Consider the following 24,943-nt stretch of genomic DNA (forward strand, 5'->3'; position numbering starts at 1 on the left):
TTCTGTCATGATAAATGATCTGATATATGTTTATTGCATATCACGTACTCCTCCCCGGCTTATACCGGGCATGGGGTATAGTACAGTGGAATCACTTATGTTCGATGATTTTCACGTGATCGTTAAATATGTTTCCAAAAGTGAATTCTCTGAAGAAAATTTCAAAAAGAATTTATCAGATATTCAGTGGGCGGAATTAAACGCACGGAATCATATCAGGGTAATCAGCATGATTATGGAACAGAGTACTGTGATTCCTTTTAAATTTGGCACCATCTATCATACTAAAGCCAGTTTGAAAACCTTCATTATTGATTATGCTGACTCATTGATTGAAAGCTTCAATCATATCGAGGGAAAGGAAGAATGGTCGATTAAAATTTATTGCGATCGTAAAACACTGTGCGAGCAAATTGACGAATTAAGCGAGGAAGCTGCTGCGCTTGAAAAGCAGATTATGGAAAGTTCGCCTGGGAAAGCCTTTTTGCTGGGAAGAAAAAAAACTGACCTAATCGAAAATGAGATGGACAGAATTTGTAAGAACTACGGACAGAAATATTATGATGAATTTAAAAAACTGAGCGAATCAACCAGCCTCAACAATCTACTCCCGAAAGCGTTTACCGGAAGAGAAGAGACCATGATCCTCAATACCACCTTTCTTGTAAGTAAAAACAAAGTTGCTGATTTTATAAGTACAGTTGAAACATTGAAAAAAAAAGAAGGGGATTCCGGCTTTATTATTGAAGCAACCGGTCCCTGGCCACCATTTAGTTTTATTTCCATTAAAGAAAAACAATAATGCACAATAATGTAATCGACCGGTCTAAAGACATTACCATGCTTGAATTGCTTGACAGAGTATTGAACAAAGGGGTTATCCTCAGTGGGGATATTATAATTTCAGTAGCAGATATCGACCTGGTATATGTAGGAGTGAAATTGCTTCTAAGCTCTGTTGAAACCATGGAGCAGTTAAAGTCTGGAAAGCCAATAATTTTGTAGAAATGAAAAAAATGATTTATTCCATATTATCCGTAAAAAGAAATCCAGAGAAGTTAAATGCTCTGCTGGTTGGGATGAAGGGCATTTCTGGTTCTGACTTATGTGCTGTTTCTTTTGGTGAAATTACTGCTGTAGTAAGCGATGTAAAAAGAGCTGAATTAATTGCAGATAGATCCAATGCTATTGAATATGCAGGTGTGATCGAAAACCTTGCGCAACAATTTACAGTTCTTCCCATGCGATATGGCTCAATAATGGAATCAGCCGAATTAATTAATAAAATGCTCGAAAGAAACTACCATGAATTTCAACAAAATCTCCAGGAAGTTGAAAATAAGTATGAATTTGGGCTAAAGATTTTTTGTGATTCCGAAAAATTAAAATCAGAACTGAAGATAAAATCAGAGGCAGATACCCAAACAACCGAGAATTCTGCGACGGAAATCAAAAATTCAGTTTACAAGGATTATCTGGATAAAAAACTTAAAGAGCACAGGCTTGAGGAATTGATGCTAACTTATGTTAATTCGGTCATTGAAATGATCACTGGATACCTTTTCCGGTTAAACACCGTCAATAAATTCAAAAAAAGGGCAATAACAACAACAGCTATCATTGATGCCGTTTTCTTACTTGATATGGAGCGGAAAGATGGACTAATTCATGTAATTGGGGATTTGCAAAACCAATATCCAAGGCTTAACTTTGTCCTGACTGGACCTTGGCCTCCGTATAATTTTGTTGAAATCGCCATAAAATAATCGGTATGATAAGTGAAAATAAAATACTGTTTAATACCGGATCGCTTGATGAGCTTTCGGAGGAGATCGGGAAACTAACAAACAATGAAGAATCCAGGCTAAAGCTAGGCCCAGACAATGCTGATTCCGGCTTGGCAAAACTGGTACTAACCCTGGTTGAACTCATTCGTAAACTGGTTGAAAAGCAAGCTATGCGCAGAGTTGACGGGGGATCATTGACTGAAGATGAGATTGAACGGCTTGGTGAAACCCTTATGAAACTTGAACTAAAAATGGAAGAGCTGAAAAAGCACTTTAATCTTACCGACAGGGATTTAAACATCAATCTTGGCCCATTAGGCAATTTAATGTAATATAATGAGTAAAATTTTAGGTATAGATTTAGGAACCACAAATTCCTGTATAGCTGTTATGGAAGGTAATGAACCGGTCGTAATCCTTAACAGTGAAGGTAACAGAACAACGCCTTCTGTAGTAGGATTTACTGACAGTGGTGAGCGTAAAGTTGGTGACCCGGCAAAACGTCAGGCCATTAGCAATCCAGTAAACACGATTTTTTCCATTAAACGGTTTATTGGTGAATCATACGATCTGGTTGAGAAAGAGATTAGCAGATTGCCATATCAGGTTTCAAAAGGCGAAAATAATACACCCCGTGTAAACATTTCCGGGGAACTGTATTCGGCTCAGGAGATTTCGGCTATGATTCTTCAGAAAATGAAAAAAACAGCTGAAGACTACCTTGGACAAGAGATCAAGGAGGCGGTGATTACCGTTCCTGCCTATTTCAGCGATTCACAGCGGCAGGCAACCAAAGAGGCTGGTGAGATTGCAGGGTTTACAGTCAGACGTATTATTAACGAACCTACGGCGGCAGCTCTTGCCTATGGATTGGATAAAAGGCATACAGATATTAAGGTTGCAGTATATGACCTTGGTGGCGGAACTTTCGATATTTCGATACTCGAACTCGGAAATGGTATTTTTGAAGTGAAATCTACCAACGGGAACACTCACCTTGGTGGCGATGATTTTAATCAGCTGATCATTGACTGGTTGGTTGATGAATTCAGAAAAGACGAAGGTATAGATCTCCTTAGAGATTCTATGGTACTTCTGCGGTTGAAAGAGGCGGCCGAAAACGCAAAGATCGAATTGTCTGGATTGATGGAAACTGAAATTAACCTACCCTATATTATGCTGGTTCAAGGCATACCCAAGCACTTGGTAAAGAAGCTTACCCGTGCCAAATTTGAACAGTTGGTTGATAACCTGTTGCAGTCAACTATTCTATCTTGTCAGCAGGCACTTAAGAATGCCCGATTGAAGGTCTCCGATTTAGATGAAATCATCCTCGTTGGCGGATCAACCAGAATACCTGCTGTTCAAAAAATTGTGCGTGACTTTTTCGAGAAAGAACCTTCCAAAGGTGTTAACCCAGATGAAGTTGTCGCTATTGGCGCTGCCATCCAGGGTGGAGTTCTTGCTGGCGAAGTAAAAGATGTATTGCTACTTGATGTTACACCGCTTTCATTAGGTATCGAAACCCGGGGTGGTGTGATGACACGGCTGATCGAAGCCAATACAACCATTCCTACTCAGCAATCAGAAGTCTTTTCTACGGCTGCTGATAGCCAACCCTCTGTAGAAATACACATATTACAAGGAGAACGGCCAATGGCTAACCATAACAAGAGCATCGGGAGGTTTCATTTTGATGGAATTCCGCCATTCCATAGGGGTATTCCTAAAATCGAAGTTACCTTTGATATTGATGCTAATGGCATTCTTCATGTGACTGCCAAAGATCAGTTAACTGACAAATCGCAGCAGATTCGCATTGAGGCCTCTACCGGACTTTCGCATGAGGATATTCACCGGATGAAGGAGGAAGCCAGGCAACACGCTGTTTCGGATAGAGAGACAAAAGAAAAGGTGGTTCAAAGTAATCAAGCCGACACTCAGATCTTCCAAACGGAAAAACAGTTAAAGGAATTTGGGGATACAATTCCAGGTAACAAAAAGGCTGCTATTGAAAATGCACTTGAAGAGTTGAAATCCGCGATTAAAAACCGAAGTTTTACCGATATTGAACAGGCTATGGAAACTCTGAGTACCGTATGCCAATTGGCTAGTGAAGAGTTGAGTATAGATCAAAGCTAAAAACCTTTCACAATGAAGACACTAATATATGTTCCCATCATTCATACAAGTGCCGACATGGGATCCATGGCAGCCGAGCTAACCCAGAAGGGTATTGATGAATTTGGGAGAGAATTTTGGGAAACACATGTTGATACCGTTAACAAATACTGGGAGATAATAAGCCAATATTGTGATACTATTGGGCTTGGCGGAAAAGTTGTAAAAATATACCAGGATGGAATGGTTGCGGATGGAGAGATCGCAATAAAAATCATGGAAGATAGCATAAAGGCCGGAAGTAAGAACTATGAAATTATTTCAAGACTGGTCAAACGGGGAGCTATTATCGTGCAAACCGAGGATATTTCGATGGTTAAAAAAGAATTGGAAATGCTAAAATTGATACCCTCTTCCGGCCCATTAATCATGAAACTGATCAGGATTATTAGGTTTAAAATTAGCCGATCCAAACTGTTGAATCAACGGGATGAGTATATTGCTGGCAGGATTTCGGCAACACTCGGCCCAAATGAAACGGGTATAATCTTTCTTGGGGCTTATCATAATATTTTAGATAAACTGCCGAAAGATATAAGAATAAATGAACAAAAAGAAATCCATAAAGTAAGGGAATACCAAAAACTCCTTCCGTTCTATGCTATAAAAAAACAACGTTTTGAAGAACTCTCTCAGTACCTCATAAAACCTATAGTGAGCAAGTGACAGCAGGGTATTAACAAAGCCCTTATTTAGTATCTGATGGTGGAGAGAACAAATCAAAATTCTGGGTTTGGCTCTCCACTTTTTTATCAATAGTTATTACATTTATTTGTTATGTTGTATAAATAACCTTTATTTACCCAAGGTTGTTGCACTAAATTGTATGTTGTTCCTGATGTTGGGTTTGAAGCTCCTACCCCATCTTGTCATTCCGTCCACATATTCCAAGTATCTAAAGCTACTCCAACAAAAGGTTATCCTTTTCCCTAAGATGAAAAATATTATACTACACCAATACTTCCTACAAAACTTTTTGTTTCCAATAATTTCAGGATTTAATTCAATTCTTTATTAGGTTAAGAAAGTAGCTCAATCCTTGGCTTTGTAAACCACCGCATCAAGTTTCATTTGCTTTATCATGCTCTCCAATCCTCCGGCACGTTTCATCGAAAGCATGCTTTTAAATCCTATCCTTTCAATAAAATTAAGCGGGGCTTTAATAATTTCATCAGGTGTATGCCCCGAAAGTACATGAATCAACATGGCAACAAGCCCTTTAGCATAATCGGCATTTGCATCTGCATAAAAAATAATTTTACCATCTTTTAATTCACTATATAACCACACATGTGCCTGGCATCCTTTTATCATACAGTTATCCGTTTTCAATGAAACGTCTAATGGTTTTAGATTTTTACCTAAATCAATCAGGTATCCGAATTTATCAAACAGGTCCTCAAACTCCGAGAATTCTTCCACGAGTTCCTGCTCTATATTTTCTATTGTTTTCATCTCTATCATTTTTGGTTTATTCGTTTAATTGATTTCACAATTGCGTTTGCAAAAACATCTATTTCCTCCTTTGTATTATAAAATGAAAAACTTGCACGCACAGTCCCCGGAATTTGATAATGTGCCATTAGTGGTTGCGTACAGTGGTGCCCTGTTCGTACTGCTATTCCCTGCGCATCCAGGAGCATGCCTAAGTCAAGCGGATGGATCCCATCCACAACAAACGAAATTACACTTGCTTTTTCTTTTGCCGTGCCGATAATTCGCAAATTATCAATCGCTGAAAGTTTTTCTGTAGCATACCCAAGCAGTTCGTGTTCATAAGTAGCAATATTTTCAAGACCGAGTACGTTGATGTAGTCCAGTGCCACTGCAAGACCAATTCCTCCTTCGATATTCGGAGTTCCTGCCTCAAATCGAAGAGGGGATTCTGCGTATTCTGATTTATCGAATGAAACTGTTTTAATGGTTCCGCCACCTACTTGATAATTCGGGAGTTTATTAAGCCATTCTTCTTTTCCGTAAAGTATTCCTACTCCTGTGGGAGCATAAACTTTGTGCCCGCTAAAACAATAAAAATCAGCATCTAAATCTTGCACATCCACTTTTATATGAGGGATTGATTGGGCTCCATCCACAAGCACAGGAATATTTTTCGAGTGAGCGATAGCAATCATCTCTTTTACGGGATTTACCGTACCAAGTGTGTTTGATACGTGTGTAATGGCGATCAGTTTTGTTTTTGCAGAAAGTAGTTTTTTATATTCGTCCATACACAATTCTCCGCTATCAGTGATTGGGATAACTTTAAGTACTGCATTTTTTTCTTCGCATAACTGTTGCCAAGGAAGAATATTACTGTGATGCTCCATCTCACTAACAACAATCTCGTCTCCGGAATTCACATACTTTTTCCCAAACACAGTGGCTATAAAGTTGATGCTATCAGTAGTTCCGCTTGTAAAAATTATTTCGTGTTCCTGTTTAGCACCTATATGTTTTTGAACAGTAATTCGGGCATTCTCATATTCATCAGTTACATCCTGACTCATTCGATGAACTCCACGGTGAATGTTAGCGTTCTGCACCGTGTAATATTTTATGAGGGCATCAATCACTTGTTGCGATTTCTGTGTAGTAGCACCGTTATCAAAATAAATCAATGGCTTATTATTCACCATCCTTGAAAGGATAGGGAAATCTTTTCGGATTTTATGAACATCAAAAAGAATTACTTTTTCTAAGTTTTTTGGCAGTTTCATTTATTCCTTTTTATATGTTTATTTGTTCTTTTTTTTTCGAATCTTGTTAGACTATCTTGACCTACAACATTTACATAACCCAAGAAGTTATCAATAGCCGGTTCCTCAATTATGATTTCTATCTCTTCCTTTAAATCTTTCAGAATCATGCCTTCTTTAATTAGTGTTTGAATTTCTTTAACCCTTGAGATTTTTATAGGTATTAAATCATCTTCATTCGGGTAACTAAACCACATTATATTTTTTTCAATATCTGTTTTTTGACGGCTGGCGATACCTTTAAGCGTTTTAATTCTATTGAGATCATTGTCCTTCAAAGAAGATTTGTTGTTTTCTCGATCTTCTATTAAGCAACATTTGAATTCAGTCCATTGTTTATCTTTATTCCTGCCGTATAATGTAGCCCTAGTATTAAAATCTGTTAACCAGGCAGTATGACAAAACTCTCTTCCACAAGTACCGATACCACCTAAACGGGCGGCTTCCTCGAACAGGCTAATCTGACGCATTACTATTTTGATATGAAACGCTGTAGCCATTACCAGAATTAGTTCCCGGAAATCTACCCGTCCTTCAGCGGTATAATAGAAGGTGGCACTTGACTTATCCCCTTGATAATCAACATCACATATTTTCATCTTCAAGTCCAAATCTTTAGCTAAAATTCGGGCTTTATACATCGTTTCAGATTCCAAACCCTTCGCTGTTTTCCATTTTTCAATATCAGCTGATGTTGCCTTTCTATAGATTTTTTTAATGACTTCTTCCGTCTGGATATTGTGTTTTTTTAATTGCAACCTAACCAGTTCTCCTGTTAATGAAACATGACCTGTATCGTGTCCTCCAATGGTTTCAACAACTACTATATCTGTTTGTTTAAGAGATATATTTTCATGCTTCAAATAAAAATCTTTACGCCCTCCTTTAAATTTTACTTCAACAATGTTGAATGTTTGTTGATTGGGTGGCAATGGTATATCGGCAAGCCAATCATATATATTTAATTGACTATAACCACTGATTAGGGATGGTACATCATTTTTGTGTTTTGTAGTAGTATCCATAGCTATTGTATAAATTCCTTTTTCATGTTTGTCAATATATACTGTTTTGTTCCTTTTGCTGAGCATATTAAACTTTAATTTTTTATCTAAAATTAATTCACCTTTGCTCAATTACTTTAATAAACCGGTTCAACAATTATCTCTGTTAAAACCGAATTGGCTATAAAACATTCCCGGTGAGCACGGTGGTGCATTGCATTAATTATTGTTTTATCGGGTATATTATCTCCTTTGTTTTTCCAGTTTAAATAAACTTTATGTTCTGACATGTTTTTATGTTTTAAATTATTTTACACTATTTTATTTTTTTGCAAGAACTTAAGATGAACAGGAAACACTATAATTTTCTTTTCTGTAGGCGTTGGTTTTGAATACGATTCATATTCTGGATGTTCGGCAAATGGCGAATACAAAATTTCTAACCATTTTTTTAATTTTTCATTCCCTCCTTTTTCTACCTCCTCAATTATTTCCTGAGCAATATAATTTCTTAATACATACTTTGGATTTACGCGTTTCATTTCCATCTGGCGTTTCATTTCGTCAGATAATTCTCTTTTCAATCTTTGGTCATAAAGTGAAAGCCATAGTATCACTCTTGAGGCAGGAATTCCTAAACCGTACATGGTTTCTAAGCAAAGATATTCTCTGACTGATGAACGAATTACGGCTTTGCCATCTCCCATTCTGGAAAAAGAAGTTTTGCCTGATCCTTTAGTTTGTATTTCCCATCGCTTTCCATCAGAAGTTAAAATTTCGCACTAGGAAATTGCCCTGCCATCGCCTAACTGTCCGGCATAGCTCCCAAATTGATGACCGGTATAACGGGTAGCAATTCTCTACTCATTACTAATCTTGATTTAGCCATTTAACCATTTTTGTAAAATGGAATCACTAAGTGAATCAAGACCAAGTTCTTTTTTTAACACCGTTACATGAATAAGAGTAGGATCTTTTAATGGGGTAAGCGCAACATGTTCATGCAAAAATGCAGGAAGTTTTTGGAAAGAATTATCAAATTAATAGCAACGTCGAACATGATGTTTGTTTAATATATTATTTTTTTGGAGGCAATCCAAATGCAACAGCCTCATGTTCAAAGTGCCCGTTATGAGCACCATCACAAAAAGGTTTATTTTTAGAAAGACCACAACGGCAAAGTGAAAGCATCTCTCGTCCTGCTAAATCATATACATTCCCATTTTTATCTACAATCTCAAAGTCATTTTCTATTCTCAGGGAACCATTATTGTTTACTGTAATTTTTGTTTTAGCCATAATTATTTTTGTGAGCGTAAATATTAAATCTATTTTATTTATTAAAACAAGTGTCTTTCTGCATGATAAGATGATCTTATTAATGGTCCGCTTTCAACAAAACGAAAACCCTTGTTCATGCCTATTTCTTTATACTTTGCAAATATTTCTGGCTTAATAAATTCTATAACGAGTAAATGGTTTTTAGTAGGCTGCATATACTGGCCAATAGTTAATATATCAACACCAACGCTTCTCAAGTCGTCCATAGTTTCATATATTTCTTCTTCTGTTTCACCTAAACCCAACATGATACCTGATTTAGTTTTCATCCCTGCTTCCTTTAATCTTTTGAGAACCTCTAGGCTTCTGTCATACTTTGCCTGTACCCTAACTTCTTTCGTTAATCTGCGTACGGTTTCAAGATTATGTGAAACTATTTCGGGATGCGCATTAATAATTCGTTGGAGATTTTCCCATTTACCCTGAAAATCCCCAATAAGCGTTTCCATGGTAATTCCCGGGCATGCTTTTCTTACTTCATTTACGGTTTCTTCCCATATCATAGAACCACCATCTTTCAAGTCATCTCTATCAACCGAAGTTATTACGGCATGTTTCAACTTCATTAGGCGAATAGATTCGGCTACCATTTTAGGTTCCTCCGGATCAGCAGGCAGAGGTTTACCAGTATGTACATTACAAAATCCGCAGGATCTTGTACAGGTATTCCCCAATATCATAAAGGTAGCCGTTCCATTTCCCCAACATTCGCCCATGTTAGGACAACTGCCGCTTTCACATATCGTATGTAGTTTATGTTCGGATACTATTTGTCTTACTTCGGCATATTCTTTTCCTGTGGGTAGTTTTACACGAAGCCAATCTGGTTTTTTAGTATATTTACTTTCTTCTTCAATTATTTCTGACATAATCTAAATTTTAACCAATATTAATTTTTTATTTTATTACATTGGTATTATAATTCCCCATAGCATGATAGTTTTATCATCACCAGTTGAAATCAAATAATTATTAAAATCACTCCATAAAAGTTTATTTACCGAATGGGTATGGCCTCCGTGTTGAGACTTATCTATTCGATAGGGTAGTTCAAAGTTTTCTGCATCCCATATTTTAATTGTTTTATCTCTGCTACCCGTAGCAAAAAACTTTTTATCAGGACTGAAAACGATGCTGTAAATAGCGTAATTATGGGCAGGAATATGATGGATCAACGCATAATTGTTTTCAATATCCCATACATTCAAATAGGCATCTCTAGAACCAGACAAAAGGTATTTCCCGTTTGGATGATAGCGTACTGTATTTACCGAAAAATCATCAAGATGCCCCTTAAGGATTTTCTTTTCTTCATAGGTTTCAAAATCAAAAATTCGAATAGACCCATCACCGCATCCAATAGCTGCTTCTTTCAAAATAATATTAAAATCGATGCTACGGATATTTTTATCACAAAGTTTTAGAGCTGTTATCAATGAGAAATCATTGATTGACCAAACTGAAAGTGTACCGTCACCAGCTAAAACCCAAAAGCATTCTGTTTCTGGTAAATATTGGATATCAAAAATGTATTCCTTATGAAGCTGTAATAGTTTTATTTCCTTATTTTCTTTTAAGTCAATAACATGAATACCTCCTAATGACTGACCGATAAGTAATATATTTCTATCGGGAACATATTTCAATGCCATGGCTTTGGCAGGTAATTTCGCAACAACTTTGTTTTGTTCCTGGTCTTTCATATTCCATTCTACCACAAGGTTATCACTGCTGCCAGAGTAAAAAAGATGAGCTTCATGAGCAAATTCTAATGTGTAAATAGCACCTCCGTGTCCATTAAATTGACCTGTTTTTTCTATTTGTATTTTTGTAAGTGCAGTTATCATATAAGATGCATAAATTCTTTTTTGTGTAGTAATTCTTCTATTGTTTCTCTGTAATCCGGATCATCTACGCAGCAATCTACCGGACAAACTGCGGCACATTGTGGTTCATCATGAAAACCGACACACTCGGTACATTTATCAGTTACGATATAATAAAAATCCATAGAAACAGGCGTATTGGGAGTATCAACATCAACGGTATTACCTGAATTTTGTCCTGTGTAAAAGCCTTTGAGTGCGGTGCCGTCTGCATATCTCCATTCATCACCACCTTCATAAATTGCATTATTGGGGCATTCAGGCTCGCATGCTCCACAATTTATACACTCCTCTGTTATCATTATTGCCATAGTAATGAATTTTAGTAATCAAGATTTAATTTAATAATTTATTTAGCGCTTCCTTCTATAATATTTTGTAACACTCCAGAAACATCTTTTTCATTTTTCATCATGTCTGCCATAGTTACCTTATCTAGTAATTTATCCAGTGTAGCCTGCATCATTGACCAAAGCGAACGGATGGAACAATCTACAGAATTAGTGCATAACGCAAGTATTCCTGCATGACTATCACAGAATTTTTTATCGAAAAACCTTCCACCCAAAGCTTTCAATGTATCATTTATTGTTATGGAAGCAGCAGGTTTTGCGAGTACATATCCGCCCATGTGGCCTCTTGTACTGTTAATTAATCCCTTTATGCGAAGTAGTCGGGTTAATTTAGCAACATAGTTAATAGATAATCCTTCTGCTTCACTTAGCTGACGAATGCTTAGTCCTTTCTCATCTGTGCATCGGGTTATCCTTACCATTATTCTTAATCCATATTCTACCTGAGCTGTTATTTTCATAATTGTATTATTTAATTAGTTTGTGTATTTAATTTACTATTACAGACAAAGTTCGCAAATAAAAAAGTAGCTTACTATTGCAAATTTATTATAAACCATAAACACAAACTAAATAGACACAAACTATTTAGTTTTTATCCTTACCTAAATCAGTATAACAACCGTATTTGCCTTGAGTAATATTTTCAAAATCTTTTGCAGAAATTGACGGCCCTGTATTACTGCATTCGTTGTTAAAAATAACTACCAATTGGCTGGCAATACTTTCTGCTGTATGTCCGTCAATATCGGAACGTTTAAAAATTGCAACTGGCTCACCATTTCTAAAAAGGGCAATGTGGGGTGAAGAGGTGTGATGATTTGCAAGATATTTATTCCTGTACCAGTCAATTGCATCTTTTTCCATTCCACCAAACAGCGTGTAAAGCTCATCAGGGATAATACTATTTTGCAACGCCATCATTACTCCTGGTCGTCCACTACCTGCCGAACAACCGCATACAGAGTTGATTACAACAAGTATCGTTTTGTCATCATTTCTGTCTAATGCCTTATCTACATCTTCTGGGGTTAATAATTCTTTGCAACCTACAGCTGTTAGTTCCTCTCTCATGGGCTGAACATAAACGGCATCATAGCTGGGTTGTTGCGTGATTTTGGTTAAATTAGATTGTTCCATTTTTTTAATGATTAATTTTGTTATTGTTTAATTTACATCATTCCAGTTTCAAATTTAGCCGTCTCGCTCATCATGTCTTTTGACCAAGCGGGATCCCAAGTTACTTCTACATTAGAGCTGCTAACTCCAGGAATATTCCTAATCTTTTCTTCCACTTCTGGAGGAAGTGTTCCCGCTACCGGACATGAAGGGGAGGTTAGTGTCATTATGGTATGCACATTGGCTTCATCATCAATGTTGATTCCATATACCAATCCTAAATCATAAATATTGGTAGGTATTTCTGGGTCGAAACAGGTTGTTAGAACCTCTATGACTTTTATTTCCAATGCTATTTTAGCTGCTATTTCCATTTTTTAATTGTTAGTTGTTAGTCTTTACAGCTTTAATGTCTTTTACGCATTCCATTACTTTTAGGGCTAAGTCTTTAAATATTTTGCTTTCAATCGTATTTTCATTTAATGCTGCTGGCGCTCCAACATCTCCTGCTTCCCGTATTCTTGTTATTAAAGGGATTTGACCCAATAGTGGAACATTCATTTCATCCGCCAATTTTTTTGCACCATCCTTTCCAAATATGTACTCTTTTTTATCAGGATTACCTTCCGGTATATAGTATGCCATATTTTCAACCAATCCAAGCACCGGAACATTAACCATTGGCATCCTGAACATATCGATACCTTTTCTGGCATCAGCCAAAGCTACTTCCTGTGGTGTACTAACTACAATAGCACCTGTAAGCGGAATTTTATCTACCAGCGTAAGATGAATATCACCTGTGCCTGGCGGAAGATCCACAAGCAGATAATCTAAATTACCCCAATCGGCGTCCTGAAATAATTGAATAAGAGCTTTGGAAACCATAGGTCCACGCCATGGAAGTGCCTGCGATGCTTCCGTAAAAAAACCAATAGATAAAACTCCTATTCCATGAGATACAATTGGTTCTATTAGATTTCGACCAGAATCATTAGAAACTACAGGCTTTCTATTCACTAAGTCAAACATAAGTGGCATTGATGGCCCATAAATATCGGCATCTAATAAGCCCACTTTTGCACCTAATTGGCTTAATCCCACTGCAAGATTGGCGGAAACGGTAGATTTACCTACACCGCCTTTCCCGGAGGCAATAGCAATAATATGTTTAACACCAGGCAATATTGTTCTAAGTTCAGGAGCTCTATCCTTAAAACCAGGTAGGGCTTGCATATCTATATCCACCTTAATATCCGTACCTAATGCTTGCAAAAGGCTATCCATACAAGCCTCTTTTACTATCTTTTTACTATTCATAGTAGGGCTGCTAATCTTAACGATAAAGCTGATGATGTTCCCTTCAACATGAATATCATTCACTAATCCTAATTCAACAATACTTCTCTTGAGGTCAGGCTCAACGACGTTAGTCAGTATTTTTAGAATATCCTCTTTAGTTATTTCAGGCATGTCATTTATCAATTTAATAGTTAATTGTTTGTTTCCGTAAATTGCTTAAATTTATCAACAAGCAGCTGTTCTACTTTTCCCCTTACAGGTTCAATTTTAATTAACTCCGTTATTTCTGTTAAAAAAGCTTGTTTTAAAACTGATATAGCTTCTTTTTCAGATAAGCCTCTGGAACGCATATAATATAATGCCTCTTTATTTAATTGTCCAATGGTTGCCCCGTGACTGCATTTAACATCATCCGCAAAAATTTCCAACTGGGGTTTGCTATTCATCGAGGCGGTTTTTGATAATACAAGGCTATGGTTTTTCTGAAAAGCATTTGTTTTTTGAGCATCGGGTCGTACTATTATTTTACCATTAAATACTCCTTTAGCTTTATCTGCAAGAATTCCTTTGTACAATTCGTTGCTGTTACAATTCGGATACGCATGGTCTATAAAAGTTTGGTTGTCTATATGCTGCTTATTTATACCAACATAAAGTCCATAAAAATTAGTCATTGTTCCACTATCCTTTAAAATGGAGCTTAGGTTGTTCCTTACTAATTTTCCACCCAAATCAACTACATAAGAGCTGTAGGTACTATCACGCATCTGCTCAACTTCTGTATTATTGATAAAAAATGCATTCTCACCTTCATCTTGAATTCTATAATGATCAACAATCGCATTTCTTTTTAGAACCAACTGTGTAACCGTATTCGTGAAATACGTTTGTTGGGAATTAGTGAGATGATGATACGTTTCAATAACCGTTAATTTACTATTTTCTCCGGCTACGATTATTTTTTGCGGACTGATAACTGTTGGCTCTTCTTCTGTATGTGCTATATTTAGTATATGAACAGGGCGATCCAGCACTAATCCATCAGGCACATAAATATAAATTCCATTGTGAGCGAAGGCAGTATTTAATACAACGAAGGAATTCATTTCTTTAATTGCCCATTTCGACAGGTATTCAGAAACCGTTTCTTTTGTAAGCCTATCTTCTCTCAAACTAGAAGGAATATCCTGCACTATGATTTTTTGCGATAATTCATCTTTTGATGAAAGTAATTTATTGTATTTACCGTTCACAAAAACTAGCAGGTATGCATCCAACCCTTCAAAAAGAAAAGGCTTAATATCTTCTGTTGTAATGTCAACCAGTTTTGGCTGCTGGTATGTTGGCTGAAGTAACTCGGCAACATTGGTATATTTCCAATCCTCATTTCTTCTGGTTGGAAAATCTACGTTATTGCCAAATCGTTGAATAGCAACTTTCTGGAGACTATGCATTACATTATTTTTCTGTCCATTTAATGAATTTTCATAAAGACGGAATAGTTCAATAAACTTCCCCCTGTTATCATTTTTATCTGGTGTATTTTGAATTTTCATGCTTATCTTTTTAAGATATTGTTAATGTTGCTACTTCTTCTTTAATCCAGTCGTAACCCTTTTCTTCCAGCTGTAATGCTAAATTTTTGTCGCCCGATTTAACGATTTGTCCATTGTATAACACATGCACAAAATCAGGGATAATGTAATCGAGTAAACGTTGGTAGTGTGTAATTACTATAAAAGCATTGTCCTTTGTTTTTAGTTGATTAACACCATTGGCAACTATTTTAAGCGCATCAATATCAAGCCCTGAATCAGTTTCATCCAACACGGCAAGTCTTGGTTCTAAAACAGCCATTTGTAAAATTTCATTGCGCTTTTTTTCTCCGCCCGAAAATCCCTGATTTAGAGAACGGCTTAAAAAACCATCTTCCATCTCCACCATTTTTGCCTTCTCTTTAATATATTTTAGCATTTCGGTTGCACTCAAATCCGTCTTTTCTTGATGTTTTCTAACAGCATTAATGGTATGTTTAAGAAAGTTTGCAGTGCTTACACCCGGTATTTCTATCGGGTATTGAAATGCCTGAAATATACCTTCCTTGGCACGTTCATCAACTGATAATTCGAGGAGGTCTTTTCCCATATAGGTAACACTGCCCTCAGTGATTTCATACCCTTCTCGACCTGCTAAAACGTGTGCCAGCGTACTTTTACCACCACCGTTTGGTCCCATTATAGCGTGTACTTCGCCAGCATTTATTTGAAGGTTAATACCATTCAATATTTTTTTTCCTTCAATTTCTGCGTGTAAATTTTTTATTATTAACATGAGTTCTGTTTTTTTATTTAATTATTTTATCCAACACTACCTTCTAAACTTACAGCAAGCAATTTTTGTGCTTCCACTGCAAATTCCATTGGTAATTCTTTAAACACATCCTTGCAATACCCATTAACAATAAGATTAATGGCATCCTCCATTTTTAATCCTCTTTGCATACAGTAATAAAGTTGATCTTCACCTACTTTAGAAGTTGTGGCTTCGTGTTCAATTTGAGCTGTATCATTGTCAATTTCGAGATAAGGGAAAGTATGCGCACCACATTTATCTCCCATTAATAAGGAATCACATTGTGAAAAATTCTTGGCATTTTCCGCATTTTTTCCTACTTTAACCAAACCTCTGTACGAGTTATTGCTTTGACCTGCTGAGATACCTTTGGAAATAATAGTACTGCTGGTGTTTTTACCAATATGCCACATCTTAGTTCCTGTATCCGCTTGTTGTAAATTATTTGTAACTGCAACAGAATAAAACTCACCCGTTGAATAGTCACCTTTTAAAATGCAACTTGGATATTTCCAAGTAATGGAAGAACCTGCTTCTACTTGTGTCCAACTGATTTTTGATCTTACACCTGCGCACAATCCTCTTTTAGTTACGAAGTTATAAATGCCTCCTTTTCCGTCTTTATCTCCCGGATACCAGTTTTGGATAGTGGAATATTTGATTTGAGCATCGTCAAACGCTATGAGTTCAACCACTGCAGCATGCAATTGATTTTCATCTCTTGTAGGAGCAGTGCATCCTTCCAAATAGCTAACATAACTGCCTGCTTCGGCCACAATTAATGTTCTTTCAAATTGGCCTGATCCCTCGGCATTGATACGGAAGTAAGTTGAAAGTTCCATCGGACACCTAACGCCTTTTGGAATGTAACAAAACGAACCGTCAGTAAACACCGCTGAATTAAGTGCAGCATAAAAATTATCAGTAGAAGGAACAACCATTCCTAAATATTTTTTTATTAGCTCAGGATGTTCTTTTACGGCATCACCAAACGAGCAAAAGATAATTCCTAATTTGGATAATTCTTCTTTGAAGGTAGTTATCACAGATACACTGTCAATTACGATATCAACGGCAACACCTGTTAATCGTTTTTGTTCTCCTATTGAAATACCTAATTTCTCAAACGTTTTCAATAATTCAGGATCTGCCTCATCCAAGCTGTTGAGTATTTTTTTTTGTTTTGGAGCAGCATAATAAATGATGTCCTGATAATTTACTGGTGGATATTTCACTTTCGGCCATTTGGGTTCTGTCAGGGTCTCCCAATGCCTAAATGCTTCTAAACGCCAGTCAAGTAGCCATTGCGGCTCCTCTTTTTTAAAAGATATTAATCGAATAGTATCTTCATTTAAACCTTTTGGAATAAGTTCAGTATCAATATTACTGGTAAATCCATATTTGTAATCACTCTTGGTGTAATCTTCAAGAGTTTCTGTGGACGCTTCTTTGCTCATGATTTTAGCTATTAAATTTAAATCTTCTCTGCAAAGATAAACGAAGTTATTTATTATGTACTAAAAAGTATAAATTAATTTATACTAAAAAGTATAATAATATATTACATGACTATAAATATGAGTTTATTAGGTTTTTAGGTAACATAAGAATAGCTACTTTATTTGAACATTCAACCGTTTTTTGGTATAAACAAAAAATATATGAAGGAGTGTGATTTGGATTTCAAAATGGATATATTGCAGCCTTACCTATTTTAGGAAAAGCTGGACTGAAAACTCTGGGTCGTAATAATCAACATTGTTAAAACCTGCATTTAAACGAAGGTTTTACGGTACTGTCCAAAATTTGAGATTTTTCATTCTATAATAAATTAGGCAAAGAAAATAATAATTTATGGCTACATTTGGAAAAAAATTAAAACTTAATATTTCTGAATATTGATGACACATACGCTTTTTAATCCTTTTAAGGATTTAAATTTTGACGAACATTTTTGCTTCCTTTCAGGAGCTTTGACAAATGAAAACATGACCGTTTTTCCAGTATGGCTGATGGATCATTTTAAATTAGGTAATGAAAGAATTGAGATGATGGATAAAACCAAATCTTATAATTATTCAGATCTTAAATTACCGTGTTCTTCCGAAGTGAAAACAGCTTTTGAGGAGCTGGATGTAAAAGTTGAGGCTGCGTATAAAAAAGGTTTTGAAGGCATGGCGTCACTCGATCAAGAGTTGCTTTTTCAATGGACAGGCAGAATGGTCTATGGTATGCTATACTACGAAATGCTTTATGAAAGAGACAGGCTGCTAAGGCAAGGTGAAGATTTTGAGCTTTCCGTCACTCTCAGGAAACGCTTTGGTTACTTCCATTTAATGCTACAATCCTTAATAGAACCGATTTCCTTCGTTGGAAAAAAACCATGGAGCATCGCCGTATTTCCACTTAAATATTCTGCCGATATTTTTAGCTATCGCAACGATGCAGTTAATTTAATGTTCTCATTTGGAGTCAATGAATTTGGTTTTATTGCATGTTTACAAGATAACGGGGTAATTGGGGAGAAGCAAAAAGAGATCCTCGATAAAATGGAAGGTCATGTTTTACATCCCATCCAGTTTGAAGAGTTGTACGCTAGGTTTCATTATTCAGATTATATATTACAGTACAAACCTGAATACAAAATTGAAAACCAAGACAATGGGATTGCTATAGAAGTTGAAACGGCTGGTAAGCAACCTCATTTCGGATTTTGGGATGAGGATATATATGCCCAATTGCTATCCAATTATTGGCAGGTTTACGGTATTGAAAAAGAGGATATTCTTAAATTTCAAATGCCGCCACTTAGCTTTCTTGAAAATCCGTATACCAAAGATTTTATTAATCCAGAATCTATTGACTTACCATTTTAACGGCTTAACAGCAAAAATTAGTTGCCAACGCATAACCAATATTTAATGCCATTAAAAGTAAGTTTTCAGCTGTTTCTCTAAAGTAGTTGCACAAATTCTCATTATCTAAAATACAATCGGGATTTCCGGTAATTTTTTTATTTGAGTTAAAATTTATAATTATAACCTAATCGAACTACCTGTGTTTCATTATAGTCAGTGCTGTTATAATTAAAATTCAGACCTTGAATTTGTTTCCTGATTACTAATGTATTTAAAATGTCGGTTGCATTTAGAAAGAATTCACCTTTGCCATTTTGGACTGATTTTTTAATCCCTAAATCAATTGAAAATCGAGAAGCAATTTTTCCTTGCGGAATAATATCTGGCGCCAAATATATAGCGGTTACTTGAGCATCCACTTTTTTGGATAAGTGCAAGATATTGTTCCATTTAATATTTCCAGAAAAGATGCCTTGCTTCTCTGCCGAAAAAGTATTGGGAATTGGATATTTATTTTCAACAGCAAAAGCATTAATTTGATTGTGATACGCAATTAAGTTGAAGTTAAACGAGTACCATTTTGCAATCTCTTGTGAAAAGATCATTTCAATCCCTGTATTGAAACTTTTATTTGCATTTTGGAAAATAGCATAGATTAAATTGCTGTCTGGAACTGTCGATGCTATTCGAGTAATGGTAGCATTTGCAAAACGGTGGTACACGGCCGAATAGAAATATCCTTTTTTTAAGTTCGTTTTATAACCCAGTTCTAACAAATTGGTGAACTGCGGACGAAGTGCAGGATTCCCAACCTTTATTATTTCTGCATCATCGTATTTTGGAAATATTCTAATATCGACTTCATTTGGCCTGTCTACTCTACGATTGTAAAATAATGATATTTTATTGCTGTCATCAATTTTGTATGCCAATCGCACATTTGGAAAAGGTTGGGTATAGTTGTACCCGTCACTTTTATAGGTATTATGATCTGGATTGATATTGTATTGCAAATCGACATATTCTACTCGCAAACCCAGTTCTGCCTCAATTTTATTGTTTTCAAAAATATAATTTCCGTACACGGCCGGAATAATTTCTTTGTAAGTTGCTTGACCGCCAGCACCGCTATCTATGGGAGAATTTGCGCCGGGAAAGAACTGCATATTAGTTGGAATATCCCTTTTTCTGAATTTAAAACCGGTTTCAAATCTTCCGTATTTTAAGGGTTTGATATAATCAATATTAAAGTCGGCTACTTTCTCCTCTGATAACAATTTGAAAGCATCTTTTCCGGTGTAGGTTGGCAGAATATTGTCAAAAAAATATTTTTCATCCTCTCTGTGAAAAGTATAATTTAAACCAATATTTAATAACCGTCCTGCTTCTTTAAACTTGTGCTGGTATGCCGCAGTAGCCATAGCGGTGGTTTTTAATTCATCTTCCAAAAATTGCCAAAGTCGCAATCGTTCCGAATAATTTTCATTGAAAAAGGGCTGATCTCCATTGTCAATGATTTTTTCGGTTCCAAACAGACCAGAAACGGTTAATGAATTTCGGTCATTAATATTCCAGTCAATTCCAGTTTTTAAAGTAGTAAAGTGCGTATTCCGATTTCTTTTGGTTTGTTGATTAATAATAGTTCCATCAGTGTAGGTTCGCATTACAAACTCATTTTTATTGAGTGTTTCTGTATAAAGATAATCACCCTGAAAAAAAGCATTGATTTTGTTTTTACGATAATTAAGTGATAACGTCGGATTAATTTTTGGTGTTAATGAGTATTGCGGACGAATAGTTGGTAAATTTTCTTTTCTTTCCCACAGCGCACCTAATCCAGAGGTAAAACCCACTTTTCCGTTGAATCCCTCTTTTTTATTTTTCTTGTAAATAATATTGATAATTCCAGCGTTTCCGTTGGCATCGTATTTTGCAGAAGGATTGTTAATGATTTCAATTTTTTCTATCGCAGATGCGGGTATATTATCTAAGCCCGATTGGTTTCCAAATCCTGTTAATGCAGTTTGTTTTCCATCAATTAAAACGGTGACTTTATCATTGCCTCTAATTTGTACTTTCCCGTCTTGCACAGAAACACCAGGCAAATTTTGCATTGTTTGTAAAACAGAACCACCACTCTGACTGATATTATCTGCGACAGAGAAGGTTTTTTTGTCCATTTTCTGATTAATAAGTTCTTCCTTTGAAACGACCACAACTTCATTTAAAATAGTAGCATTATCCTCCAATTCAATGCTTCCCTCATCTAGAAATTCAGAAAGTGAACCTACATAAATAGGTTGGTTTTTTGTTTTGTATCCATCAAGTGTAAACTCTAGAAAGTAATTTCCAGGAACTACATTCGAAAATGAAAACCTACCCTCTTCATTGGTAACAGTTCCCGTAATCAAAACGTTATCCTTTGTGTTTTTCAAGAGTACATTTACATAAAGCAAAGTCTCTTTTGAGGTTTTATCTTTTGTAATTCCGGATAGTGTGACCGCTTTGTTTTGTCCTAATAAATCTGAAATTGATAGTATTAGAAATGATACTAATAATATTGTTTTTATTGGCATATCTTAATTTTTATTCTTTATTTAAACGACAAAATTGCGATTGGAGTTTGAAGAAATATTGAATTTTAGAATTGAATTTCGAAAATGTGTAACTTATCTTTGTAACTATAAATAACTTCCCAATTGTTGTTCTCTACAATTTTATTAATTATTGATAAACCCAAACCGTTCCCTTTCGAGGATGGATTTACTTTAGAAAAACGTTCAAATAATTTATCTGTTTCGAGCGATTTTAATATACCCGTATTGGAAAAAACTAAAGCATTCTTATGCAATACAACATTTATGCTTCCATTAGCCACATTATGATTAATTGCATTCAGAAACAAATTACTGATCAAAACTTCAGATAAAAACATGTTCGTTTGAACGAATGTATCCGCTTCTAAATCTGTGTTGATGCTTATATTTTTTGCTAATGCCTGTTCGTTAAAAAAATCTAATTGATTTGTGATAACCTCATTCAAAAGAACCTCTTCAGGAATGTTATATTGTTTGCTTTCTATTTTTGATAAAAGCAACAGGTTTTTATTTAATCGGTTGAGCCTTGTTGTTGTATCATTTAATTTATCCAGTATTTCAAATTGTTCTTCCGATACATCGTCTCTTTGCAATAATGTTTCCAATTTTCCTTTAAAAATAGCAATTGGTGTTTGCAATTCGTGTGCCGCGTTCTCAATAAATTCTTTTTGGCTTTTATAAATGCGTGTGTTTTTTTCAATCAATTTATTTATTGCCTGATTGAGTCGATTGAATTCCTCAATAGTATTTACAACTAATTTTGGATGGGAACTTTTATCGATTTCAAATTTCTCAATTTGCTCGAGAGTGTCATAAAATGGTTTCCAAAGCCTAAGAGATAGCCTTTTAGTAATGATAAATAATCCAAATAAAAGAATTAAAATAATGATGGTAAACACCATTAAAATACTGACAATAAAATCCTTATTGTCAACTAGGTTTATTCTGGCAGAAAAAAGGTAGTGTTTATTATTAATTGTAACTGGAGCATTTAGCACCCGATAGGGTTCGTTTTCTTTATCCAAATTATTATAATAACTATTGCTGAATAGTGTGTCTCTAGAAATTATTTTCTGAACTTTCTCTATTTTTATATCCCTATTCCATTTATTCCAAACTGCAACATCCTTGTCTTGTAATTGCGGCGCATACAATAACTCGAATTCCTCTTTTTGAAGTAGCAAGGCTTCATCTGTTTCATGTAGATACAGTAATTGAGTTATATAAAAGAATAATGGAGCTGCTGAAAGCATCACTATTAAAGAAAATAAAACATAATATTTTAGAGTAGTATGTAATAATTTTTTATTCATTGTTCCATTTGTAACCAATTCCGTAAACTGATTTTATGTAATCATTGCTTCCGGCATCGTTTAGCTTTTTTTTCAAATTCTTGATGTGGGCATAAACAAAATCATGATTGTCCAGCATGTCCGCCATATCACCCGAAAGGTGTTCAGCTATGGCACTTTTAGACAAAACCTTGTTTTTATTTCCAATTAAAAACAATAATAAATCAATTTCTTTCTTGGTGCATTCTATTTTCTTCTCTCCAATTTTTACCGATTTTGCTAAAGTATCAATTTCTATTTCATTGAATTCAATTTTATTGTTTCCGTCGTATTTTTTTCTTCTAACCAAGGCCTGAATTCTGACCAACAACTCTGAAAGATGAAAGGGTTTCGTCAAATAATCATCTGCGCCAAGATTGAATCCCTCGATTTTGGTCTCTAACGTTTCTTTAGCCGAAATTATAATAATCCCCTCTGATTTGTTTAGTATTTTCAATTTCTTCAAAATGCTAAATCCATCACCATCCGGAAGCATTAGATCTACTAAAATACAATCATAATCATACATAATAATTTTGTCTAAAGCCGTTTGATACTTGCTTGCGGTTTCGCAATGAATATCATTTGTTTTTAGATAACTTTTTATGCTATTAGCAATATCGATTTCGTCTTCGATGATTAGAATTTTCATATTGCAAATTAACAATTCAATTTTGAATGAAATTTGAATTTAGGTATTAAATTGTTTTTTCTAAATTTAACTGAGTTATTCACTTATAAAATTCTGACAACTAATGCAACTACCTAAATATGACAGCGTGATTGATTTTAAAAATTATTTTCTGTCATTACTGTAAATTTATGTTTTTTATTCTTCTACATTTTTCATTTTCATCAAAAGGGAATAAGAACCTTTAATCACAATAGTTGCCTCTTTTAAATCGTCTGAAAGAATTTCAGTGAATTCATTTTCTGTCGCTCCTATTGTGACTTCTTTCATTTCAAATTGTTTATTTTGTTTGGCAACAAAAATATAATTCTTGTTTTCATAATTTACAATAGCATCAGATGGCAGTACATTTGATTGCTGACTTTTTAATTCTATTTCGGCATTCATATACATGCCCGGTAAAAGTGTTTTATCATAATTTATAAAATGGCAGTGTATTTCAGTGCTGCGGTTTTCTGAAAAATCTTTACCTATCAAAATAATTTGGCAAGGATATTTTTTCTCGGGATCGGTATTAGTATAAGCCAATACCGATTGACCAATAGCCAATTTATTGATGTCTTTTTCAAATACGGTTAAGGCCAAATGAATATCCGATGGATTTACAATCTCGAATAAAACATCGCTCGGGTTTACATACTTGCCAATATTTACATTTACCTTAGCTACATAACCACTTATTGGCGAGTATACATTGATGCTTTTTGAAATGTTTTTTGTTGAAACATTATTCGGATTTATCCCTGCAAATTTTAATTTCTCGCCATACGATTGCACCATTACAAATAGTGAGTTGTATTCTGATTGTGCTTGTTGATACACTTTATCGCTGCTGGCTTTGCTTTGGTTGAGTTCTTTTTGTCTTTCAAATTCGGCTTTTGCATACCCAATTTTTGCTTTCGCCAAAAGGTAATCTTCCTGCAGTTGAATGTATTGTTGGTCTTCTACAACGCACAAAACCTGCCCTTTGGTAACATGCATTCCTTCTAACAATTTGGTGTATTTTAAATAACCGCCCATTGGAACACTAATGGAAACTAAGCTTTGAGGCGGCACATCTATTTTACCATTTAATTTTAAGGTAGATGAAATTTGTTTTTGTGTGATTTTTCCAGTTTCAATACCTGCATTTTTTATTTGTGCATCGGTAAGAGTTGTCGTGTTTTCGATAGTTGGATTAGCTTCGGTTTCGCTTTCCGTTTTCTTGTTTCCACAAGAAGAAAGGAATACTATTGCCAATATTGTAATAATTGTATTTTTAATCATGATAGTATTTTTATTTTGGTATTTGTGAATTTTCGATTCTTTTTCATAATTTAAAATTAAGGTTTTTATTCTTAACTTTTTATGCGGGTAAAGTTAGCAAGTCCAGTCATATGTAATTC

At 35.2% G+C, this 24,943-nt stretch carries 26 protein-coding genes and 1 pseudogene; 7 read left to right on the forward strand and 20 right to left on the reverse strand.

Features of this window, described 5'->3' with window-relative positions; all coding sequences use genetic code 11:
- Positions 1-7 precede the first annotated feature (7 nt).
- Genes EKL96_RS11370 through EKL96_RS11395 form a run of 6 tightly spaced genes read left to right on the forward strand, consistent with a single transcriptional unit; the run spans position 8 to position 4,634 of the window.
- Complete coding sequence (locus EKL96_RS11370) at positions 8-802, forward strand: GvpL/GvpF family gas vesicle protein (protein ID WP_126462354.1); 795 nt, start codon at positions 8-10, stop codon at positions 800-802.
- Between the two features lie 38 nt (positions 803-840).
- Positions 841-1,005 (forward strand): gas vesicle protein, encoded by a 165-nt coding sequence (locus EKL96_RS11375; protein WP_231507445.1) that lies wholly within the window; start codon positions 841-843, stop codon positions 1,003-1,005.
- 2 nt (positions 1,006-1,007) lie between these two features.
- The gene (locus EKL96_RS11380; RefSeq protein WP_126462360.1) at positions 1,008-1,766 is read left to right on the forward strand and encodes a GvpL/GvpF family gas vesicle protein; all 759 of its coding nucleotides are present in this window, start codon (positions 1,008-1,010) and stop codon (positions 1,764-1,766) included.
- Between the two features lie 5 nt (positions 1,767-1,771).
- Positions 1,772-2,119, forward strand: coding sequence for a gas vesicle protein K (locus tag EKL96_RS11385; protein ID WP_231507434.1), 348 nt, complete (start codon positions 1,772-1,774; stop codon positions 2,117-2,119).
- A 4-nt stretch (positions 2,120-2,123) separates the two neighbouring features.
- Positions 2,124-3,929 carry a molecular chaperone DnaK gene (dnaK, locus tag EKL96_RS11390; RefSeq protein ID WP_126462363.1) on the forward strand — a complete coding sequence of 602 codons (1,806 nt, stop codon included), beginning with the start codon at positions 2,124-2,126 and terminating at the stop codon, positions 3,927-3,929.
- A gap of 12 nt (positions 3,930-3,941) precedes the next feature.
- Positions 3,942-4,634 carry a hypothetical protein gene (locus EKL96_RS11395; protein WP_233579300.1) on the forward strand — a complete coding sequence of 231 codons (693 nt, stop codon included), beginning with the start codon at positions 3,942-3,944 and terminating at the stop codon, positions 4,632-4,634.
- A gap of 366 nt (positions 4,635-5,000) precedes the next feature.
- On the opposite strand, the gene EKL96_RS11400 is transcribed toward EKL96_RS11395, so the two are convergent.
- From EKL96_RS11400 to sufB, 16 genes and pseudogenes are all read right to left on the reverse strand, one after another.
- The gene (locus EKL96_RS11400) at positions 5,001-5,423 is read right to left on the reverse strand and encodes a SufE family protein (protein WP_126462366.1); all 423 of its coding nucleotides are present in this window, start codon (positions 5,421-5,423) and stop codon (positions 5,001-5,003) included.
- A gap of 5 nt (positions 5,424-5,428) precedes the next feature.
- Positions 5,429-6,685, reverse strand: a complete 1,257-nt coding sequence (locus tag EKL96_RS11405; protein ID WP_126462369.1) for an aminotransferase class V-fold PLP-dependent enzyme — start codon at positions 6,683-6,685, stop codon at positions 5,429-5,431.
- Positions 6,682-7,860, reverse strand: a complete 1,179-nt coding sequence (locus EKL96_RS11410) for a stage 0 sporulation family protein (RefSeq protein WP_126462372.1) — start codon at positions 7,858-7,860, stop codon at positions 6,682-6,684. Before EKL96_RS11410 ends, EKL96_RS11405 begins: the two co-directional genes overlap by 4 nt.
- A gap of 5 nt (positions 7,861-7,865) precedes the next feature.
- Positions 7,866-8,018, reverse strand: a complete 153-nt coding sequence (locus EKL96_RS14320) for a hypothetical protein (RefSeq protein ID WP_197037242.1) — start codon at positions 8,016-8,018, stop codon at positions 7,866-7,868.
- Positions 8,019-8,039: 21 nt separating this feature from the next.
- A pseudogene (locus EKL96_RS14695) lies at positions 8,040-8,585 on the reverse strand (protein adenylyltransferase SelO family protein).
- 220 nt (positions 8,586-8,805) lie between these two features.
- Entirely contained in the window at positions 8,806-9,027 is a 222-nt protein-coding gene (locus tag EKL96_RS11425; RefSeq protein ID WP_126462374.1) for a CDGSH iron-sulfur domain-containing protein, read from the reverse strand.
- Positions 9,028-9,068: 41 nt separating this feature from the next.
- Positions 9,069-9,938 (reverse strand): lipoyl synthase, encoded by an 870-nt coding sequence (gene lipA, locus EKL96_RS11430; RefSeq protein ID WP_126462377.1) that lies wholly within the window; start codon positions 9,936-9,938, stop codon positions 9,069-9,071.
- Positions 9,939-9,974: 36 nt separating this feature from the next.
- A complete protein-coding gene (locus EKL96_RS11435) occupies positions 9,975-10,916 on the reverse strand; it encodes a WD40 repeat domain-containing protein (RefSeq protein ID WP_126462380.1) in 942 nt (313 codons plus the stop codon).
- The gene (locus EKL96_RS11440) at positions 10,913-11,266 is read right to left on the reverse strand and encodes a 4Fe-4S binding protein (protein WP_126462383.1); all 354 of its coding nucleotides are present in this window, start codon (positions 11,264-11,266) and stop codon (positions 10,913-10,915) included. Before EKL96_RS11440 ends, EKL96_RS11435 begins: the two co-directional genes overlap by 4 nt.
- A 38-nt stretch (positions 11,267-11,304) precedes the next feature.
- A complete protein-coding gene (locus tag EKL96_RS11445; RefSeq protein ID WP_126462386.1) occupies positions 11,305-11,769 on the reverse strand; it encodes an RrF2 family transcriptional regulator in 465 nt (154 codons plus the stop codon).
- A 127-nt stretch (positions 11,770-11,896) separates the two neighbouring features.
- Positions 11,897-12,448 (reverse strand): BrxA/BrxB family bacilliredoxin, encoded by a 552-nt coding sequence (locus tag EKL96_RS11450; RefSeq protein ID WP_126462389.1) that lies wholly within the window; start codon positions 12,446-12,448, stop codon positions 11,897-11,899.
- Positions 12,449-12,480: 32 nt separating this feature from the next.
- Complete coding sequence (locus tag EKL96_RS11455; RefSeq protein WP_126462392.1) at positions 12,481-12,801, reverse strand: iron-sulfur cluster assembly protein; 321 nt, start codon at positions 12,799-12,801, stop codon at positions 12,481-12,483.
- Between the two features lie 10 nt (positions 12,802-12,811).
- The gene (locus tag EKL96_RS11460; protein ID WP_126462395.1) at positions 12,812-13,900 is read right to left on the reverse strand and encodes an Mrp/NBP35 family ATP-binding protein; all 1,089 of its coding nucleotides are present in this window, start codon (positions 13,898-13,900) and stop codon (positions 12,812-12,814) included.
- A gap of 20 nt (positions 13,901-13,920) precedes the next feature.
- Complete coding sequence (gene sufD / locus EKL96_RS11465; protein WP_126462398.1) at positions 13,921-15,285, reverse strand: Fe-S cluster assembly protein SufD; 1,365 nt, start codon at positions 15,283-15,285, stop codon at positions 13,921-13,923.
- 10 nt (positions 15,286-15,295) lie between these two features.
- Positions 15,296-16,060 (reverse strand): Fe-S cluster assembly ATPase SufC, encoded by a 765-nt coding sequence (gene sufC, locus EKL96_RS11470; protein ID WP_126462401.1) that lies wholly within the window; start codon positions 16,058-16,060, stop codon positions 15,296-15,298.
- 26 nt (positions 16,061-16,086) lie between these two features.
- Positions 16,087-17,538 carry a Fe-S cluster assembly protein SufB gene (gene sufB / locus EKL96_RS11475; RefSeq protein WP_126462404.1) on the reverse strand — a complete coding sequence of 484 codons (1,452 nt, stop codon included), beginning with the start codon at positions 17,536-17,538 and terminating at the stop codon, positions 16,087-16,089.
- A 444-nt stretch (positions 17,539-17,982) separates the two neighbouring features.
- Here sufB and EKL96_RS11480 point away from each other — a divergent pair, with 444 nt between their 5' ends.
- Positions 17,983-18,957 (forward strand): hypothetical protein, encoded by a 975-nt coding sequence (locus EKL96_RS11480; RefSeq protein ID WP_126462408.1) that lies wholly within the window; start codon positions 17,983-17,985, stop codon positions 18,955-18,957.
- 146 nt (positions 18,958-19,103) lie between these two features.
- On the opposite strand, the gene EKL96_RS11485 is transcribed toward EKL96_RS11480, so the two are convergent.
- The 4 genes from EKL96_RS11485 to EKL96_RS11500 all read right to left on the reverse strand — a co-directional run bounded on the left by EKL96_RS11485 (position 19,104) and on the right by EKL96_RS11500 (position 24,824).
- Positions 19,104-21,515, reverse strand: coding sequence for an outer membrane beta-barrel protein (locus tag EKL96_RS11485; RefSeq protein WP_126462410.1), 2,412 nt, complete (start codon positions 21,513-21,515; stop codon positions 19,104-19,106).
- A 65-nt stretch (positions 21,516-21,580) separates the two neighbouring features.
- Positions 21,581-22,849 (reverse strand): sensor histidine kinase, encoded by a 1,269-nt coding sequence (locus EKL96_RS11490; protein WP_126462413.1) that lies wholly within the window; start codon positions 22,847-22,849, stop codon positions 21,581-21,583.
- Positions 22,842-23,519 carry a response regulator transcription factor gene (locus EKL96_RS11495; protein WP_126462416.1) on the reverse strand — a complete coding sequence of 226 codons (678 nt, stop codon included), beginning with the start codon at positions 23,517-23,519 and terminating at the stop codon, positions 22,842-22,844. The genes EKL96_RS11490 and EKL96_RS11495 overlap by 8 nt, the downstream gene beginning before the upstream one ends.
- Positions 23,520-23,696: 177 nt before the next feature.
- Positions 23,697-24,824, reverse strand: a complete 1,128-nt coding sequence (locus EKL96_RS11500; RefSeq protein WP_126462419.1) for an efflux RND transporter periplasmic adaptor subunit — start codon at positions 24,822-24,824, stop codon at positions 23,697-23,699.
- Between the last annotated feature and the right edge of the window lie 119 nt (positions 24,825-24,943).

This window comes from Flavobacterium sp. LS1R10 (genome assembly GCF_003968825.1).
In the GTDB taxonomy this organism is placed as follows: Bacteria; Bacteroidota; Bacteroidia; order Flavobacteriales; family Flavobacteriaceae; genus Flavobacterium.

Excerpts from the sequence above, each read along its gene's own strand:
- EKL96_RS11380 (WP_126462360.1), top strand. The coding sequence starts at position 1,008 with ATGAAAAAAATGATTTATTCCATATTATCCGTAAAAAGAAATCCAGAG.
- EKL96_RS11450 (WP_126462389.1), bottom strand. The coding sequence starts at position 12,448 with ATGGAACAATCTAATTTAACCAAAATCACGCAACAACCCAGCTATGAT.
- EKL96_RS11445 (WP_126462386.1), bottom strand. The coding sequence starts at position 11,769 with ATGAAAATAACAGCTCAGGTAGAATATGGATTAAGAATAATGGTAAGG.
- EKL96_RS11405 (WP_126462369.1), bottom strand. The coding sequence starts at position 6,685 with ATGAAACTGCCAAAAAACTTAGAAAAAGTAATTCTTTTTGATGTTCAT.
- EKL96_RS11425 (WP_126462374.1), bottom strand. The coding sequence starts at position 9,027 with ATGGCTAAAACAAAAATTACAGTAAACAATAATGGTTCCCTGAGAATA.
- EKL96_RS14320 (WP_197037242.1), bottom strand. The coding sequence starts at position 8,018 with ATGTCAGAACATAAAGTTTATTTAAACTGGAAAAACAAAGGAGATAAT.
- EKL96_RS11370 (WP_126462354.1), top strand. The coding sequence starts at position 8 with ATGATAAATGATCTGATATATGTTTATTGCATATCACGTACTCCTCCC.
- EKL96_RS11485 (WP_126462410.1), bottom strand. The coding sequence starts at position 21,515 with ATGCCAATAAAAACAATATTATTAGTATCATTTCTAATACTATCAATT.
- EKL96_RS11480 (WP_126462408.1), top strand. The coding sequence starts at position 17,983 with ATGACACATACGCTTTTTAATCCTTTTAAGGATTTAAATTTTGACGAA.
- sufC (WP_126462401.1), bottom strand. The coding sequence starts at position 16,060 with ATGTTAATAATAAAAAATTTACACGCAGAAATTGAAGGAAAAAAAATA.
- EKL96_RS11375 (WP_231507445.1), top strand. The coding sequence starts at position 841 with ATGCTTGAATTGCTTGACAGAGTATTGAACAAAGGGGTTATCCTCAGT.
- EKL96_RS11490 (WP_126462413.1), bottom strand. The coding sequence starts at position 22,849 with ATGAATAAAAAATTATTACATACTACTCTAAAATATTATGTTTTATTT.
- EKL96_RS11495 (WP_126462416.1), bottom strand. The coding sequence starts at position 23,519 with ATGAAAATTCTAATCATCGAAGACGAAATCGATATTGCTAATAGCATA.
- EKL96_RS11435 (WP_126462380.1), bottom strand. The coding sequence starts at position 10,916 with ATGATAACTGCACTTACAAAAATACAAATAGAAAAAACAGGTCAATTT.
- EKL96_RS11460 (WP_126462395.1), bottom strand. The coding sequence starts at position 13,900 with ATGCCTGAAATAACTAAAGAGGATATTCTAAAAATACTGACTAACGTC.
- EKL96_RS11440 (WP_126462383.1), bottom strand. The coding sequence starts at position 11,266 with ATGGCAATAATGATAACAGAGGAGTGTATAAATTGTGGAGCATGCGAG.
- lipA (WP_126462377.1), bottom strand. The coding sequence starts at position 9,938 with ATGTCAGAAATAATTGAAGAAGAAAGTAAATATACTAAAAAACCAGAT.
- EKL96_RS11385 (WP_231507434.1), top strand. The coding sequence starts at position 1,772 with ATGATAAGTGAAAATAAAATACTGTTTAATACCGGATCGCTTGATGAG.
- sufB (WP_126462404.1), bottom strand. The coding sequence starts at position 17,538 with ATGAGCAAAGAAGCGTCCACAGAAACTCTTGAAGATTACACCAAGAGT.
- dnaK (WP_126462363.1), top strand. The coding sequence starts at position 2,124 with ATGAGTAAAATTTTAGGTATAGATTTAGGAACCACAAATTCCTGTATA.
- EKL96_RS11455 (WP_126462392.1), bottom strand. The coding sequence starts at position 12,801 with ATGGAAATAGCAGCTAAAATAGCATTGGAAATAAAAGTCATAGAGGTT.
- EKL96_RS11500 (WP_126462419.1), bottom strand. The coding sequence starts at position 24,824 with ATGATTAAAAATACAATTATTACAATATTGGCAATAGTATTCCTTTCT.
- EKL96_RS11395 (WP_233579300.1), top strand. The coding sequence starts at position 3,942 with ATGAAGACACTAATATATGTTCCCATCATTCATACAAGTGCCGACATG.
- sufD (WP_126462398.1), bottom strand. The coding sequence starts at position 15,285 with ATGAAAATTCAAAATACACCAGATAAAAATGATAACAGGGGGAAGTTT.
- EKL96_RS11400 (WP_126462366.1), bottom strand. The coding sequence starts at position 5,423 with ATGAAAACAATAGAAAATATAGAGCAGGAACTCGTGGAAGAATTCTCG.